Annotated in this window: 15 protein-coding genes; 12 read left to right on the top strand and 3 right to left on the bottom strand. The window is 72.1% G+C overall.

The annotated features are described in order from the left end of the window. Positions 1–9 precede the first annotated feature (9 nt). From IE142_RS07000 to IE142_RS06970, 8 genes are all read left to right on the top strand, one after another. Positions 10–690, top strand: coding sequence for a UbiX family flavin prenyltransferase (locus IE142_RS07000; RefSeq protein ID WP_191884859.1), 681 nt, complete (start codon positions 10–12; stop codon positions 688–690). An 89-nt stretch (positions 691–779) separates the two neighbouring features. Beyond that, positions 780–1,235, top strand: a complete 456-nt coding sequence (locus IE142_RS06995; protein WP_043381382.1) for an Lrp/AsnC family transcriptional regulator — start codon at positions 780–782, stop codon at positions 1,233–1,235. A gap of 58 nt (positions 1,236–1,293) precedes the next feature. Then, positions 1,294–2,457 (top strand): aminofutalosine synthase MqnE, encoded by a 1,164-nt coding sequence (gene mqnE / locus IE142_RS06990; RefSeq protein WP_191884858.1) that lies wholly within the window; start codon positions 1,294–1,296, stop codon positions 2,455–2,457. A 99-nt stretch (positions 2,458–2,556) separates the two neighbouring features. Further along, positions 2,557–3,207, top strand: coding sequence for a UdgX family uracil-DNA binding protein (locus IE142_RS06985; protein ID WP_191884857.1), 651 nt, complete (start codon positions 2,557–2,559; stop codon positions 3,205–3,207). A gap of 16 nt (positions 3,208–3,223) precedes the next feature. Next, entirely contained in the window at positions 3,224–3,748 is a 525-nt protein-coding gene (locus IE142_RS06980) for a GNAT family N-acetyltransferase (protein WP_191884856.1), read from the top strand. Between the two features lie 83 nt (positions 3,749–3,831). Next, entirely contained in the window at positions 3,832–4,131 is a 300-nt protein-coding gene (locus tag IE142_RS06975; RefSeq protein WP_191884855.1) for a DUF4229 domain-containing protein, read from the top strand. Between the two features lie 153 nt (positions 4,132–4,284). Then, complete coding sequence (locus IE142_RS37620; protein WP_328287003.1) at positions 4,285–4,386, top strand: putative leader peptide; 102 nt, start codon at positions 4,285–4,287, stop codon at positions 4,384–4,386. 79 nt (positions 4,387–4,465) lie between these two features. Beyond that, complete coding sequence (locus tag IE142_RS06970) at positions 4,466–5,791, top strand: dicarboxylate/amino acid:cation symporter (RefSeq protein ID WP_191884854.1); 1,326 nt, start codon at positions 4,466–4,468, stop codon at positions 5,789–5,791. 128 nt (positions 5,792–5,919) lie between these two features. Here the strand turns inward: IE142_RS06970 and IE142_RS06965 are convergent, their stop codons facing one another. Continuing rightward, positions 5,920–6,813, bottom strand: coding sequence for an NADP-dependent oxidoreductase (locus tag IE142_RS06965; RefSeq protein ID WP_191884853.1), 894 nt, complete (start codon positions 6,811–6,813; stop codon positions 5,920–5,922). 70 nt (positions 6,814–6,883) lie between these two features. Between IE142_RS06965 and IE142_RS06960 the strand changes: the two genes are divergently transcribed. Further along, positions 6,884–7,468: a TetR/AcrR family transcriptional regulator gene (locus IE142_RS06960; protein ID WP_191884852.1), complete on the top strand. Its 585-nt coding sequence runs from the start codon at positions 6,884–6,886 to the stop codon at positions 7,466–7,468. A 31-nt stretch (positions 7,469–7,499) separates the two neighbouring features. After that, the gene (locus IE142_RS06955) at positions 7,500–8,204 is read left to right on the top strand and encodes a TetR/AcrR family transcriptional regulator (RefSeq protein ID WP_191884851.1); all 705 of its coding nucleotides are present in this window, start codon (positions 7,500–7,502) and stop codon (positions 8,202–8,204) included. Here the strand turns inward: IE142_RS06955 and IE142_RS06950 are convergent. Then, on the bottom strand, positions 8,192–9,136 hold the full coding sequence (locus tag IE142_RS06950) for a MaoC/PaaZ C-terminal domain-containing protein (protein WP_191884850.1): 945 nt from the start codon (positions 9,134–9,136) through the stop codon (positions 8,192–8,194). The genes IE142_RS06955 and IE142_RS06950 overlap by 13 nt on opposite strands. Beyond that, positions 9,136–10,434, bottom strand: coding sequence for a 3-oxoacyl-ACP reductase (locus IE142_RS06945; protein WP_191884849.1), 1,299 nt, complete (start codon positions 10,432–10,434; stop codon positions 9,136–9,138). The genes IE142_RS06950 and IE142_RS06945 overlap by 1 nt, the downstream gene beginning before the upstream one ends. A 107-nt stretch (positions 10,435–10,541) precedes the next feature. Between IE142_RS06945 and IE142_RS06940 the strand changes: the two genes are divergently transcribed. Beyond that, a complete protein-coding gene (locus tag IE142_RS06940) occupies positions 10,542–11,828 on the top strand; it encodes an acetyl-CoA C-acetyltransferase (protein WP_191884848.1) in 1,287 nt (428 codons plus the stop codon). A gap of 237 nt (positions 11,829–12,065) precedes the next feature. Next, the gene (locus tag IE142_RS06935; protein WP_191884847.1) at positions 12,066–13,997 is read left to right on the top strand and encodes an AMP-dependent synthetase/ligase; all 1,932 of its coding nucleotides are present in this window, start codon (positions 12,066–12,068) and stop codon (positions 13,995–13,997) included. The last annotated feature ends 7 nt before the right edge of the window (positions 13,998–14,004 follow it).

The following is a 14,004-nucleotide window of genomic DNA, read 5'->3' as shown; positions in this document are numbered from 1 at the left end:
CTCAGCATCATGAAGCCAGGACAGACCCAGCGCACGCCTTGGATCGTGGGGGTGTCGGGGGCATCCGGTACGCCCTACGCGGCAGCGGTGCTGCGCGCGTTGCTCGCCGCCGGTGAGAGCGTCGACCTGGTGGTCAGCCGGGCCTCGCGGCTCACCCTGCTCGACGAGACCGGCATCTCCTTCCGGGACGCCCACTGGCGGGACGACCTGCGCGCCTGGCTCGCGCGCGGGGCCGACGGGAAGCCCGACACGTTCGACGTGGACGTCTCCGGCGACCGGGTACGGCACTGGAGCGCGGGCGACCTCGCGGCCGGGCCGTCCTCGGGCTCGTACCCCGTCAGGGGCATGCTGATCGTGCCCGCGTCGACGGCCTGCGTGGCGGGCGTCGCCCTCGGGCTGTCGAAGGACCTGCTGCAGCGGGCGGCGAGCGTGACCCTGAAGGAGCGCCGCAAGCTGGTCGTGGCCGTACGGGAGACCCCGCTGGACGGCCGGACCCTCAGGCACCTGGTGACACTGGACGACGCGGGCGCGGCCGTGGTGCCCGCCTCACCGGCCTTCTACGCGGGGGCGACGCACATCCAGGACCTGGTCGACTTCGTCGCCGGACGCGTCCTCGACGCGGCGGGCGTCGGACACGGCCTCTACCGCCGCTGGAGCGGCGACCTCGGCGGGGCGCGCCCCGCCGACTGAGCACCGACCGAGCATCACGCGAGTACCACCTCCCCCCACACGTTTGTTACCCACATCGTCAGACCTCTTCAGTGGAAGGCTTCGATCGCATGGACGCGGTGGACAGGCAGCTCATCCAGGCCCTGAGGGAGAACGGCCGGGCCTCCTACGCGGAGCTGGGGCGCCTCGTCGGACTGTCGGGGCCCAGCGTCACCGACCGCATCAACCGGCTGGAGGCGGCCGGGGTCATCACCGGCTACCGCGCCACCGTGGACGCCGCCTCGCTCGGTCTGGGCGTCACCGCCCTGATCGGCATCTCGCTCTCCGACGCCGCCGACCACGAGGACGTGGCGCAGCGGCTCAAGGACCTGCGGGAGATCGAGGACTGCTGGTTCATCGCCGGCGACGACTCCTACATGCTCAAGGTGCGGGCCACCGACGTGGACGGCCTGGAGAGCATCATCCGGCGGCTGTCGGGGACGAAGGGCGTCTCCCGGACCCGTACCACCATCATCCTGTCCACCAAGTGGGAGAACAGGGTGGGCGAGCTGCCCGAAGAGGTGTAGGGCGCGGGGCGTACGGTTTACGGGGTCTGACGGCCCCTGTCGGAGAAAGAGGTATCGCATGGACGCCGGGCTCAAGCGGGAGCTGGAGCAGAAGGTCCGCTCCGGTGAGCGGCTGACCCGCGAGGACGGCATCGCGCTGTACGAGTCGGACGACCTGGCCTGGCTCGGCGGCCTCGCGCACGAGGTGCGGACGCGGAAGAACGGCGACGTCGTCCACTTCAACGTCAACCGCCACCTCAACATGACCAACGTGTGCACCGCGTCCTGCGCGTACTGCTCCTTCCAGCGCAAGCCGGGGGAGAAGGACGCGTACACGATGCGCATCGAGGAGGCGGTGAAGCTCGCCAAGGAGATGGAGGGCGAGAACCTCACCGAGCTGCACATCGTCAACGGCCTGCACCCGAACCTGCCGTGGCGCTACTACCCGCGCTCGCTGCGGGAGCTGAAGGCCGCGCTGCCGAACGTGTCGCTCAAGGCGTTCACCGCCACCGAGATCCACCACTTCGAGACGATCTCCGGGATGTCCGCATCCGACATCCTCGACGAACTGATCGACGCCGGTCTGGAGTCCCTGACCGGTGGCGGCGCCGAGATCTTCGACTGGGAGGTGCGGCAGCACATCGTCGACCACCGCACCCACTGGGAGGACTGGTCGCGCATCCACCGCCTGGCGCACGAGAAGGGTCTCAAGACCCCGTGCACCATGCTCTACGGCCACATCGAGGAGCCCCGCCACCGCGTGGACCACGTGCTGCGGCTGCGTGAGCTCCAGGACGAGACGGGCGGCTTCCAGGTCTTCATCCCGCTGCGCTACCAGCACGACTTCGTGGACATGAGGGACGGCAAGGTCCGCAACTGGCTCCAGGCCCGCACCCAGATGGCGACCGGCGCGGAGGCGCTGAAGACCTTCGCGGTCTCGCGGCTCCTCTTCGACAACGTCCCGCACGTCAAGGTCTTCTGGGTCATGCACGGCCTCCAGACCGCGCAGCTCGCCCTCCAGCACGGCGCCGACGACATGGACGGCTCGGTCGTCGAGTACAAGATCACGCACGACGCGGACGACTTCGGCACGCCGAACAAGCTGACGCGGGACGACCTGCTCGACCTGATCCGCGACGCCGGGTTCCGGCCGGTGGAGCGGAACACGCGGTACGAGATCATTCGGGAGTACGACGGTCCCGACCCGGCGCGTCGGGAGTCGCCGCAGCCGATGCGGGTGTGAGTTCCCGGGGCGCGGGTGAGTGGGCACTGCGCGACCAGCCACACCCAACCCGCACCCGACATGGATCCGCCCCCCCCCCACGGCGGGTAGTCGGACCGCATGGTCGGCACCGAGACTCCAGAGGACGCCTACACGGCAGAGCCCTTCGTTCCGGACCGCGGCGGCCTCCCGGCCCTGCGCCGGGCGGCAGCCGACTGCCGTGGCTGCCCCCTGCACCGGGACGCCACCCAGACGGTGTTCGGCGCCGGCAAGGCGACCGCCCGTCTCATGCTCGTCGGTGAGCAGCCCGGCGACCAGGAGGACCGGCAGGGAGAACCCTTCGTCGGCCCCGCCGGGAGGCTCCTCGACCGGGCGCTGGAGGAAGCCGGCATCGACCCGGCGGACGCGTACGTGACCAACGCCGTCAAGCACTTCAAGTTCACGCGGTCCGAGCCCCGCAAGCGCCGCATCCACAAGGCGCCCACCCTGCGCGAGACGACCGCCTGCGGCCCCTGGCTGGCCGCCGAACTGGCCCAGGTCGAACCCGAACTGATCGTGGTGCTCGGCGCCACGGCCGGCAAGGCGCTGCTCGGCTCCTCGTTCCGGGTCACGCGGGTGCGCGGCACGGTGCTGGAGGAGGAGATCAACGGGCGTCCCGAGCGGCTCGTGCCGACGGTGCACCCCTCGGCCGTGCTGCGCGCCGAGGACCGGGACGGGGCGTACCAAGGGCTGCTCTCGGACCTGGGAGTGGCTGCCCGAGCCCTGAGGTAATGGTTACTATTGCTATGTGTCCCTTACCTTCACGTTCGATCCCGCCCTCACCCCGGCCCTGCGCGACGGCGTACTCGACCTGTGGGCCGACGTCACGGACGCGGGCGGCTCCGTGGGCTTCGTCCCGCCCGCCGTCCGCGAGGACATCCGCGCCGAGCTGGTCAAGCACATGGTCGCCATGGCCGAGGGCCGCACCCGCCTCCTCGTCGGACACGATGAGACCGGCCGGGTGGCCGCCACCGCGTTCCTCACGCTGAACACCCATCGGCTGATGACCCACTGGCTGTGGCTCTACACGGTGATGGTCCACCCGCGCCACCAGGGCCGGGGATACGGCCGGGACCTGATGGCCGCCGCCGCGGACGCGGCCCGCACCCTCGACGGCATCGAGGCGATCCGGCTCACCTGCCGGGGCGGCCTCGGCCTGGAGCGGTTCTACGAGTCCTGCGGCTACAAGGAGGTCGGCCGGGTGCCCGGCGCGATCCGGGTCGCGCCCGGCGACGACCGGGACGACGTCTTCATGCTGCTGCCGCTGGCCTGACCGCACCCCCGTGCAAGGGCCGGAGCCCGGCATGTTTCACTGGGCAGTGCCTCTTTGTGCCAGAAACGGAAGAGTGGATTGAGATGCTCCGCTACACGCTGATGCGCCTCGGGATCTTCGTCGGCTGCCTCGTGGCCGTCTGGGGGCTCGTGTACGTCGGCGTGTTCCCGCGCGGTCTCGGCGACTCCAACGGCATGTGGATCATCCTGCTCGCCCTGCTGATCTCCGCGCCCATCAGCTACGTGGCGCTGCGCAAGGAGCGGGACCGGGCCTCGGTGCAGGTCGTGAACCGGGTCGACCGCATGAAGGCCAACCTGGACGCCAATCGCGGCCAGGAGGACGTCGCCGACGACACGGCACGGGCGCAGGAACAGACCTCGTAACGTCCGTCACACGCAGTCCGTCACACACGTACGCCCCGGTTTCCTCGTTTCACAGGAAACCGGGGCGATCTGCGTTTTACGGGCGCTGAGTCCGTCTTGCCTGTCAAAGTGAGGCTTTGGGGGTCTCAAAGCACAGGTGTTAAAGTCGTGTGCATGAAGCACGCAGCCGCGCCCCACACACCGCCGAGCCTCGCGCTCGTGGCGCGCCTGCACGTGGACCTCTGTCGGTGCGCGTCCGCGAACTGTCGCCCCTGACGTTCCCCCACATCCCGTCGTTCTCCACGTCAGCCCTGCGCGTCCGTCCCCGCGTCCCGTCCCCCTACGGAGTCTGTCCGTGTCCTCTTCATCGCCCGCGAAGTCTTCCGCCGGGTCTCCGGTCAAGAAGTCCTTCAAGGCGCCCTTCTGGGCCCAGATACTCGCCGGCCTCGTCCTCGGTGTACTGCTGGGCTGGCTGGCCCGCAGTCAGGACATATCCTGGCTGGTCACCACGCTGGAGAAGGTCGGTGACATCTTCATCGGCCTGCTGAAGCTGGCCGTCGCACCGCTCGTCTTCTTCGCGATCCTGGTGTCGATCACCAACCTGCGGAAGGTCAACAACGCGGCCCGCCTGGCGTCCCGCACCCTTCTCTGGTTCATGGTCACGTCGCTGATCGCGGTCGCCATCGGCCTGGCCATCGGCCTGGTCACCAACCCCGGCGCCGGTACCGGCCTCACCCCGGCCGACGGCGCCAAGCCCGAGCACACCGGTTCCTGGCTCGACTTCCTGACCGGCATCGTGCCGACCGACGTCATCACGCCGTTCACCGAGCTGAACGTCCTGCAGATCGTCTTCATGGCCGCCGTCGCCGGTATCGCCGCCCTCCAGCTCGGCGAGAAGGCCCAGCCGATCCTCAACCTGAGCGAGTCGATCCTCGAACTCCTCCAGAAGGCCCTGTGGTGGGTCATCCGCCTCGCCCCGATCGGCACGATCGGCCTCATCGGCAAGGCCATCGCCACCTACGGCTGGGACCTGCTCGGCAAGTACGCCACCTTCACCGCCGACATCTACGTCGGCTGCGCGATCGTGCTGTTCGTGGTCTACCCGGTGCTGCTCGCCACCGTCGCCAAGGTCAACCCGCTGCAGTTCTTCAAGGGCGCCTGGCCCGCGATCCAGCTGGCCTTCGTCTCCCGCTCGTCCGTCGGCACCATGCCGCTGACCCAGAAGGTCACCGAGCGCCTCGGTGTCCCGAAGGAGTACGCGTCCTTCGCGGTGCCGTTCGGCGCGACGACCAAGATGGACGGCTGCGCCGCGATCTACCCGGCGATCGCCGCGATCTTCGTCGCGCAGATCTTCGGCATCGACCTCGGCGTCGGCGACTACCTCCTGATCGCCTTCGTCTCGGTGGTCGGCTCCGCCGCCACGGCGGGCCTCACCGGTGCCACGGTGATGCTGACCCTGACCCTGTCCACGCTGGGCCTGCCCATGGAGGGCGTCGGTCTGCTCCTCGCGATCGACCCGATCCTGGACATGATGCGCACGGCGACCAACGTGGCCGGGCAGGTCGTGGCACCGCTGATCGTGGCCGCACGGGAGAACATCCTCGACCGCGACAAGTTCAACAGCGTCGCCATGACGCCCGTCGACGCGGACGACCCGCAGCCGGTGGCCGTCGCCGCCTGATCGCCGACCGGCGTCCCGCGCACCATCGGAACGAGCGGGACGACCAGGACGACCAAGGGCTGTCCCCCTTCCGGAGCGAACCCGTTCCGGAAGGGGGGCAGCCCGTTTTCGCGCCCGCGCCCCGTCCCTCAGACGATCAGGACCCGGCGCCCGCGCGTGTGACCTGCCTGACTGTCGATGTGCGCCGCCGCGGCATCGGCGAGCGGGTACGCCTTCTCGACCGGGATGTGGAGCCTGCCCCGCGCTATCAGGCCGACGGCCTCGGCGAGCGCGTCCGGCACGCTCCCGGCCACCCCGGAGAACCGGACACCGTACTCCGGGGCGCCGAGGTCGGCGATGGAGACCACCCTCCGCGGGTCCCCGGTCAGCTCGACGAGCTCGCGGATCACTCCCGAGCCCGCCAGGTCGAGAGCCGCGTCGACGTGCCCGAGCCGTCGCACCCGTTCGACCCAGCCCTCGCCGTAGGTGGTGGGAACGGCGCCCAGGTCCCGCAGGTAGTCCTGGTTCGCGGCACCGGCCGTGCCGATCACCGGGATGCCGCGGTCGCGGGCGATCTGCAGCACCGCCGATCCCACTCCCCCGGACGCGCCGCTCACGAGCAGTGTCTGCCCGGGTCGTACACCGACCTCGCGGATGACGCGCAGCGCGGTCTCCACCACGGACGGATATCCGGCAGCCTCCTCGAACGTAAGGCCCTCGGGCATACGGGCCCAGGCCGACAGCACGGCGAAATCGGCGTAGGTGGCGAAGCCCTCACCGAACACCGGGTCGCCGACCCCGACCCCGCCGACGCCCTCGCCGACCTCGTCCACCACCCCGGCGGCGTCCAGCCCGAGACCGGCGGGCAGCTCGAGCGGATGGGCCCCCAGGACCTGGCCCTCGCGGAGTCTCCAGTCGACGGGGTTCACCCCCGCCGCCCGCACGGCGATGCGTACCTGGCCGGGGCCCGCGTGGGGCTCCTCGGCATCCAGGAGTTCCAGGACGTCCGGGCCGCCGAACTCGGCGAAGCTCACTTTCCTCATGCCGCCGAACATAACACTAACCGTTAGTGTTTTGGAACGGTTTCAGGTTCGTACCTGATAGCGTTGGCGTATGACCGTGCCGACCGGACGCCGTGAGCGCAAGAAGGCCGCGACCCGACAGAAGATCGCCGACACCGCCCTGCGGCTCTTCCTGGAACGCGGATACGACGCGGTGGGCATCCGTGACGTGGCCGCAGAGGCGGATGTGGCCGTCACCACGCTCTTCGCCCACTTCGCCTCCAAAGAGGCCCTGGTGTTCGAGCGGGACACGGACTTCGAGCGGCGCCTCACCGAGGCGGTCACCGGACGGGCACCGGACGAGCCCCTCATGTCCGCGCTGCGCCGCGAGGTACAGGCCCTGGTGGCGCACTGCGCGGCGCCCGGCGCCGCCCCGGTCTGGCGCATGATCGACGCCTCACCCGCGTTGCGGCAGTACGAGGAGTCGATGATGCTGCGCCACGCGGACTCGCTGGCGGCGGCCCTCGCCGCCGACCTCGGCCTGCCGGGGACCACGACGGCCTGCCGGGCGGTCGCGAGGTTCGTGGTCGACGCCCGCGCGCTGGCCCGTGAGGCGGACGACCCCCGGGCGGCGGTGGACGAGATCTTCCGGATGATCGAGGCGGCCTGGGAGGCCGCCGGAGCGCGGACGTCCTGATCACGGCCGCGCGGACCGTACGCTGATGCGCATGGGTGATGGGAAGACCAAGCGGATGCCGCGGGCGGTCCGTGAGCAGCAGATGCTGGACGCCGCCGTGCGGATCTTCGGGCAACGCGGGTACATGGCGGCGTCGATGGACGAGATCGCCGAACTGGCGGGTGTCTCCAAGCCGCTGGTGTACCTGTACCTGAACTCCAAGGACGACCTGTTCAGCGCCTGCATCCGGCGCGAGGCGCGGGCCCTGACCGAGGCGGTGCGGGCAGGCGTGTGCCCAGGGCTCCCGGCCGACGGACAACTCTGGTCGGGACTGCGGGCGTTCTTCACCCACACCGCGCGGAACCCGGACGCCTGGCGGGTGCTGCACCTCCACGCCCGCACCCACGGCGAGCGGTTCGCCGCCGAGGTCGCCGCGATGCGCGAGGACATCGTGGCCTTCGTGACGCAGCTGATCGCCGCCGCCGCACGGGACGCGCACCGCCGCCCGCACCTGCCCGAGGGGGAGGTCGCGGGACTGGCCGAGGCGCTGGTCGGTGCGGCCGAGTCGCTCGCCGACTGGGCCGGCGCCACCGAGGGCGTCACCGCCAAGCAGGCGGCGGCGACCCTGATGAACTTCGCCTGGGCGGGCCTGGGCGACCTGATGGCGGGCCGGCCCTGGGTGGCGCCGGAGGACCCGGAGGCGGATCCGGAGCAGGCGCCGGTGGCCCCGTCGGTACCGGCGGCTCAGGCCGGGTAGGGCACGACCTCACCGCGCAGGTGCTGCCGCCGTCCGTCGCCGCCGCCGCGCAGCTCGAACCTCCCGTCCCCGTCCCCGTACACCACCGTCCCCGGCAGCAGCACCGGCGCCCGGAAATCCGCCCGCACCACGGCCGCGTCCGGCGTCCCGTGCTCGGCGAGACACCGGGCCACGGTCCACATGCCGTGCGCGACGGCCCGCGGGAAGCCGAACAGGCGGGCGGTGAAGGGATGCAGGTGGATCGGGTTGCGGTCGCCGGAGGCGGCACCGTAGCGCCGTCCGACGTCACCGGCGAGGCGCCACTCGGCCCTGACGGGCAGCGGGCCGGCGTTCGCGGCGGTCGGGTCGCAGTGCTGTGCGTTCGCGGCGGTCGGGTCGTGGTCCTGCGTGTCGGCGGCGGCCGGTTCGCCGTCCCGTGGCGCCGCGCTCCCGTCCACCCGGTGCCTCGCCAGGTACGTGCTGCGCGACTCCCACACGGGCTCGGCCCGCCCCCCGGCCCGCAGCTCCGTCACCACACGGGCCTCGGTGCCGCGCCGGTGCGGGGACAGGCCCTCGACGTACGCGGAGAGTTCGTATTCCCCGGTAGCGGGCAGGGCGGCCCGCCGGGTGATGCCGATCGACGTGTGGACGAGCCCGAGCAGCGGCAGCGGGAAGGCCCGGCCGCTCATCAGTCGCATGGCGACGGGGAAGCCCAGCACGTGCGGGTAGGTCACGGGCAGCGCGTCGGCGCCCGTCGGGAACCCGCACACCCTCTCGTACGCCGCCAGCCGCGCGAGGTCCACGCGCAGGCCGGGCAGCACCAGTCGGGTACGGGGGAAGTCGGCGTCCGGGCGGGGGCGCTTGAGGGGCGAGAGCAGGGCGCCGCGCAGGAGGAGCGGCGGCAGGGACGGAACGCCGGCGAGCGTGCCGGTCGAGGCGGTCGGAACGGTCATCACGCCCCCAACAGGCTCTGGCCGCAGACCCGCACGACCTGGCCGTTGACCGAGCCCGAGGCCGGGTGGGCGAGCCAGGCGGTGGTCTCGGCGACGTCGGCCGGCAGGCCGCCCTGGGCGAGGGAGTTCATGCGGCGGCCGGCCTCGCGGATGAACAGCGGGACCGCCGCCGTCATCTTCGTCTCGATGAAGCCAGGCGCCACCGCGTTCACCGTCACCCCGTGTTCCCTCAGCGCGCGCGGCGCGAGCGAGCGGACCATGCCGACGATCCCCGCCTTGCTCGCGCCGTAGTTGGTCTGTCCCGCGTTGCCCGCGAGCCCCGCGATCGAGGCCGTCGCCACGATCCGGCCGCCCCGGTTGACCGCCCCCGCCGCGAGCAGCGCGTCCGTGGTCCGCAGGACGCTCGCGAGGTTGACGTCGAGGACCGAACTCCACCGGTCGGCGGGCATGTTGACCAGTCGCCGGTCGCGGGTGACGCCCGCGTTGTGGATCAGGACGTCGAGCCCGCCGGGCACGGCGGCGGCGATGCGTTCGCCCGCGTCGGCGGCCGTGATGTCGAGGGCGAGGGAGGTGCCGCCGAGGCGTTCGGCGAGCCCGCGCGCCTCCCGTTCGGCCTGCGGCACGTCGAGGACCACGACCCGGGCGCCCTGCCCGGCGAGCATCCCGGCGACCGCCGCGCCGATACCGCGCGCGGCGCCGGTGACCAGCGCGGTGCGCCCGGCGAGGGGGTGTTCGGGGTCGTCGGGGACGGCGGCCGGGGAGTCGGTCGCGGGGCCGACCTCGATCACCTGGCCGCTGACGTAGGCGGAGGCGGGGGAGAGGAGGAAACGGAGCGTGGACTCGGCGGCGGCCGCGTCGGCGAGCCGGACCAGATTGACCGTCCTGCCGCGGCCGATCTCCTTGCCCAGCGAGCGCGTGAAGCCCTCCAACGCCTGTTGCACGGCGGCCTGGTGGTGGTCGTCGGGGTCGAGCGGAGCGCCGAGCACCACCACCCGGCCGCTCACGGCGACGGACCGTACGACGGGGTGGAGCGCGGCGTGCACCTCGGCGAGCGCGTCGACGTCGCGGACGCCGGTGGCGTCGAGGACGACGGCGGCGGGACGCCCGTCGTCGTCCGGGCCGAGGCCGGTCCGGCCCAGTACGGGCGCGAGGTCGAGGTCCGTCCTGCCGGCCGTCAGGTGCAGCAGCCCGCCGTCGAGGGCGTCGCGCCGCAGCTCCGCGGGCTGCGGCAGGCCGAGGCGGTGGGTGAGGAAACGGCCGGGTGCGGTGCCGGCGAAGCTGAGATAGCGGTCGGCCATGTCCTGTCTCCCCAACGGCTGTGTCGTGAGCGTGAGTGCCACTGCTGCTTACTCTAGAGTAAGGTTACCGTAGGTAAGCCTATGTCGCGGGTGAGGAGCAGGTCGAGATGAGCCCTCTGGAGCCGCCCCGGGCGCGTCGCGTCGCGATCATCGGCGGTGCGCGCGTCCCCTTCGCCCGCTCCGACGGGCCGTACGCCACCGCGTCCAACCGGGAGATGCTCACCGCGGCCCTCGACGGCCTGGCCGAGCGCCACGGCCTGACGGAACCGGGCGCGGTCGGCGAGTTCGTGGCCGGCGCGGTCCTCAAGCACAGCCGCGACTACAACCTCGCCCGCGAGACGGTCCTCGGCTCCGCACTGGACCCGCGCACCCCCGCGTACGACGTCCAGCAGGCCTGCGGCACCGGACTCCAGGCCGTGATCGCCGCCGCCAACAAGATCGCTCTCGGCCAGACCGAGTCGGCCGTCGCGGGTGGCGCCGACACGGCCAGCGACGCGCCGCTCGGCGTCAACGACCGTCTGCGCCGCATCCTGTTGGAAGCCCGCCGGGCCAAGTCACCCGGCGGCCGGGTCAAGGCGCTGGCGAAGATCCGCCCGGCCCACCTGGTCCCCGACATCCCGCGCAACGCCGAGCCGCGCACCGGCCTGCCGATGGGCGAGCACGCCGCGGTCACCGCCCGCGCCTGGGGCATCACCCGCGAGGCGCAGGACGAACTGGCGGCCACCAGTCACCGGCGGCTGGCTGCGGCGTACGAGCGCGGTTTTTTCCAGGCCCTGGTGGTCCCGTTCCGGGGCCTGGTCCGCGACCAGAACCTGCGCCCCGGCTCGACGGTGGAGAAACTGGCCACGCTGAAGCCGGTCTTCGGCCTGGACGCCCCCGGCCCCACGATGACCGCGGGCAACTCGACCCCCCTGACGGACGGCGCGGCCACGGTGCTGCTGGCGAGCGAGGAGTGGGCCGAGGCGCGGGGACTGGAACCGCTGGCGTATCTGACCGCGTACGAGACGGCGGCCGTCGATTTCGTCGACGGCGACGTGGCGGGCGGCGAGGACGGTCTGCTGATGGCCCCGGCGCACGCCGTCCCGCGCATGCTGGAGCGGGCCGGGCTCGGCATCGAGGACTTCGACCTGGTGGAGATCCACGAGGCGTTCGCGTCGCAGGTGCTGGCCACGCTCGCCGCCTGGGAGAAGCGGGGCCTGGCCCCGGTGGACCGCGCACGCCTGAACGTGGCGGGCTCCTCCCTCGCCACCGGCCACCCCTTCGCCGCGACCGGCGCCCGCATCGTGGCGACGCTGGCCGGGCTGCTCGCCGAACGCGGGGGCCCGGGACGCGGACTGATCTCGGTCTGCGCGGCGGGCGGTCAGGGTGTCACGGCCATACTGGAACGAACGTGACTTACTGGCAGGTAACCCCCAAGGCTGCACACCCCCGGCGCAGGACCGTCCCCGAACCCGCACCGACTCCCCACGGAAGAACCGTACGATCCCCAACCTGACCGCCGGTAACCCACATCCGCGGACCCGGCGATGAACGCCTCGGCGCGCGAGGCACGTACGTCATGCAGCAGAGCACCGCCGACCGCGCGGTCGCCCGCAGAGCAGTGCCGCCGCTGCACGTCACAGGAGCCGCCCGTGTCCACGCCGCTTCCCTCCTTCGCCGCATCCGCCGCCTACGCCGACTCGCCCGGCCCCACCCTGGTGGCGCCCGAGACACGGCGGCTGGACGGGACCGTGCGGGAGGCGTACGTACCCCCCTTCGCCCCGCCGGTGCGGCGCGGCTCCCTCGCCGACCTGCCCTTCGACAACGCGGCGGCGGTACCCGGCCAGGTGGTCCTCAGCCGCAGGGCACCGGAGGGGAAGTGGGCCGACGTCACGGCCGAGGAGTTCGCGGCGCAGGTGCTGTCGGTGGCCAAGGGCATGATCTCCGAGGGCCTGACGCCGGGCGACCGCATCGCGATCATGGCCCGGACGACGTACGAGTGGACGCTGCTGGACTTCGCCGCCTGGGCCGCCGGCCTGGTCACCGTCCCCGTCTACCCGACCTCCTCCCTCTTCCAGACCCGCTGGATCCTCCAGGACTCCGGCGCGGTCACCCTGGTCACCGAGACCACCGCGCAGGCCGCGGCCCTCGGCCCCGAACTGGACCGCATCCCCGATCTCAAGCACCTGTGGGTCATGGACAAAGGGCACGTGGAGCGGCTGGCGGAGCTGGGCGAGCGGGTGCCGGACGCGGAGGTGGACGTACGCCGCGGCATGCTCGGCCCGACCACCCTCGCCACCCTGATCTACACCTCCGGCACCACCGGCCGCCCCAAGGGCTGCGCGCTCAGCCACGGCAACTTCTTCGCCGAGGTCGACAACGCAATCGAGCTGCTCTACCCCGTCTTCAAGGCGAAGACGGGCGAGGAACCTTCGATCCTGCTCTTCCTCCCGATGTCCCACGTCTTCGGCCGCATGGTCGCCGTGGCCTGCGTCCGCGCCCGGGTCCGCCTCGGCCACGCCCCCAGCCTCAAGCCGCAGGAACTGCTCCCCGACCTGGCGGCCTTCCGCCCGACCTGCCTGCTCACCATCCCGTACATGCTGGAGAAGGTCTTCAACAGCGCCCGCGCCAAGGCCGAGTCCGGCGGCCGGGCCTCCGCCTTCGACCGCGCCGCCACCGTGGCGGAGCGCTACGGCGAGGCCATGGAGGCCCGCCAGACGGGCACGGGCCACGGCCCGGGCCGCGGCCTGAAGACCGCCCGCTCCTTCTACGACCCCCTCGTCTACCGCAAGATCCGGGCCGCCATGGGCGGCCGGGTCCGGTACGCCATCTGCGGCGGCTCCCCGCTCGGCCGCCGCCTGGCCGCCTTCTACGCCGGGGTCGGCATCGAGATCTTCGAGGGCTACGGCCTCACCGAGACCACGGGCGCCGCGACGGTCACCCCGCCGCTCAAGCCGCGCCTCGGCACGGTCGGCTGGCCGCTGCCCGGCACCCGCGTCCGCATAGCCGCCGACGGCGAGATCCTGGTCGCGGGCGACCAGGTCCTGCACGGCTACTGGGACCCCCAGGCGGGCGGCGTCGTCCAGGCCGCCCCCGACGGCTGGTTCGCCACCGGCGACATCGGCAGCCTGGACGACGAGGGGTACCTGACCATCACCGGCCGGAAGAAGGAGCTGCTGATCACCGCGGGCGGCAAGAGTGTGGCCCCGGCGCCCCTGGAGGACTGGCTGCGCTCACACCCCCTGATCTCCCAGTGCATCGTCCTGGGCGACCGCCGCCCCTACGTCTCCGCCCTCTTCACCCTCGACCCCGCCGGCCTCGACCACTGGCGCCGCATGAACGGCAAGCACCCGGTGCCACCGGAGCTGCTCGTCGACGACGAGGAGGTGCACGCGGTCCTCCAGCGCGCCGTCGACGAGGCCAACAAGCTCGTCTCCCGACCGGAGTCCATCCGCCGCTTCGCCGTCCTGCCGAGGGACTTCACCGAACGGGACGGCCATCTGACGCCCTCGATGAAACTGCGGCGCGACGTGATCATGCGCGACTTCGCGGACGCGGTGGAGACGCTGTACGACACCCCGTGAACGCCGT

The organism is Streptomyces mutabilis (assembly GCF_014649815.1).
In the GTDB taxonomy this organism is placed as follows: Bacteria; Actinomycetota; Actinomycetes; order Streptomycetales; family Streptomycetaceae; genus Streptomyces; species Streptomyces mutabilis.
Note: the sequence above shows the minus strand (reverse complement) of the source record. Positions and strands in the feature narration are given on the sequence as shown.

Bases quoted from the DNA above. Each gene is read 5' to 3' on its own strand.
- mqnE (WP_191884858.1), top strand. From the start codon at position 1,294: ATGGACGCCGGGCTCAAGCGGGAGCTGGAGCAGAAGGTCCGCTCCGGT.
- IE142_RS06995 (WP_043381382.1), top strand. From the start codon at position 780: ATGGACGCGGTGGACAGGCAGCTCATCCAGGCCCTGAGGGAGAACGGC.
- IE142_RS06960 (WP_191884852.1), top strand. From the start codon at position 6,884: ATGACCGTGCCGACCGGACGCCGTGAGCGCAAGAAGGCCGCGACCCGA.
- IE142_RS06985 (WP_191884857.1), top strand. From the start codon at position 2,557: ATGGTCGGCACCGAGACTCCAGAGGACGCCTACACGGCAGAGCCCTTC.
- IE142_RS07000 (WP_191884859.1), top strand. From the start codon at position 10: ATGAAGCCAGGACAGACCCAGCGCACGCCTTGGATCGTGGGGGTGTCG.
- IE142_RS06965 (WP_191884853.1), bottom strand. From the start codon at position 6,813: ATGAGGAAAGTGAGCTTCGCCGAGTTCGGCGGCCCGGACGTCCTGGAA.
- IE142_RS06945 (WP_191884849.1), bottom strand. From the start codon at position 10,434: ATGGCCGACCGCTATCTCAGCTTCGCCGGCACCGCACCCGGCCGTTTC.
- IE142_RS06955 (WP_191884851.1), top strand. From the start codon at position 7,500: ATGGGTGATGGGAAGACCAAGCGGATGCCGCGGGCGGTCCGTGAGCAG.
- IE142_RS06940 (WP_191884848.1), top strand. From the start codon at position 10,542: ATGAGCCCTCTGGAGCCGCCCCGGGCGCGTCGCGTCGCGATCATCGGC.
- IE142_RS37620 (WP_328287003.1), top strand. From the start codon at position 4,285: ATGAAGCACGCAGCCGCGCCCCACACACCGCCGAGCCTCGCGCTCGTG.
- IE142_RS06950 (WP_191884850.1), bottom strand. From the start codon at position 9,136: ATGACCGTTCCGACCGCCTCGACCGGCACGCTCGCCGGCGTTCCGTCC.
- IE142_RS06975 (WP_191884855.1), top strand. From the start codon at position 3,832: ATGCTCCGCTACACGCTGATGCGCCTCGGGATCTTCGTCGGCTGCCTC.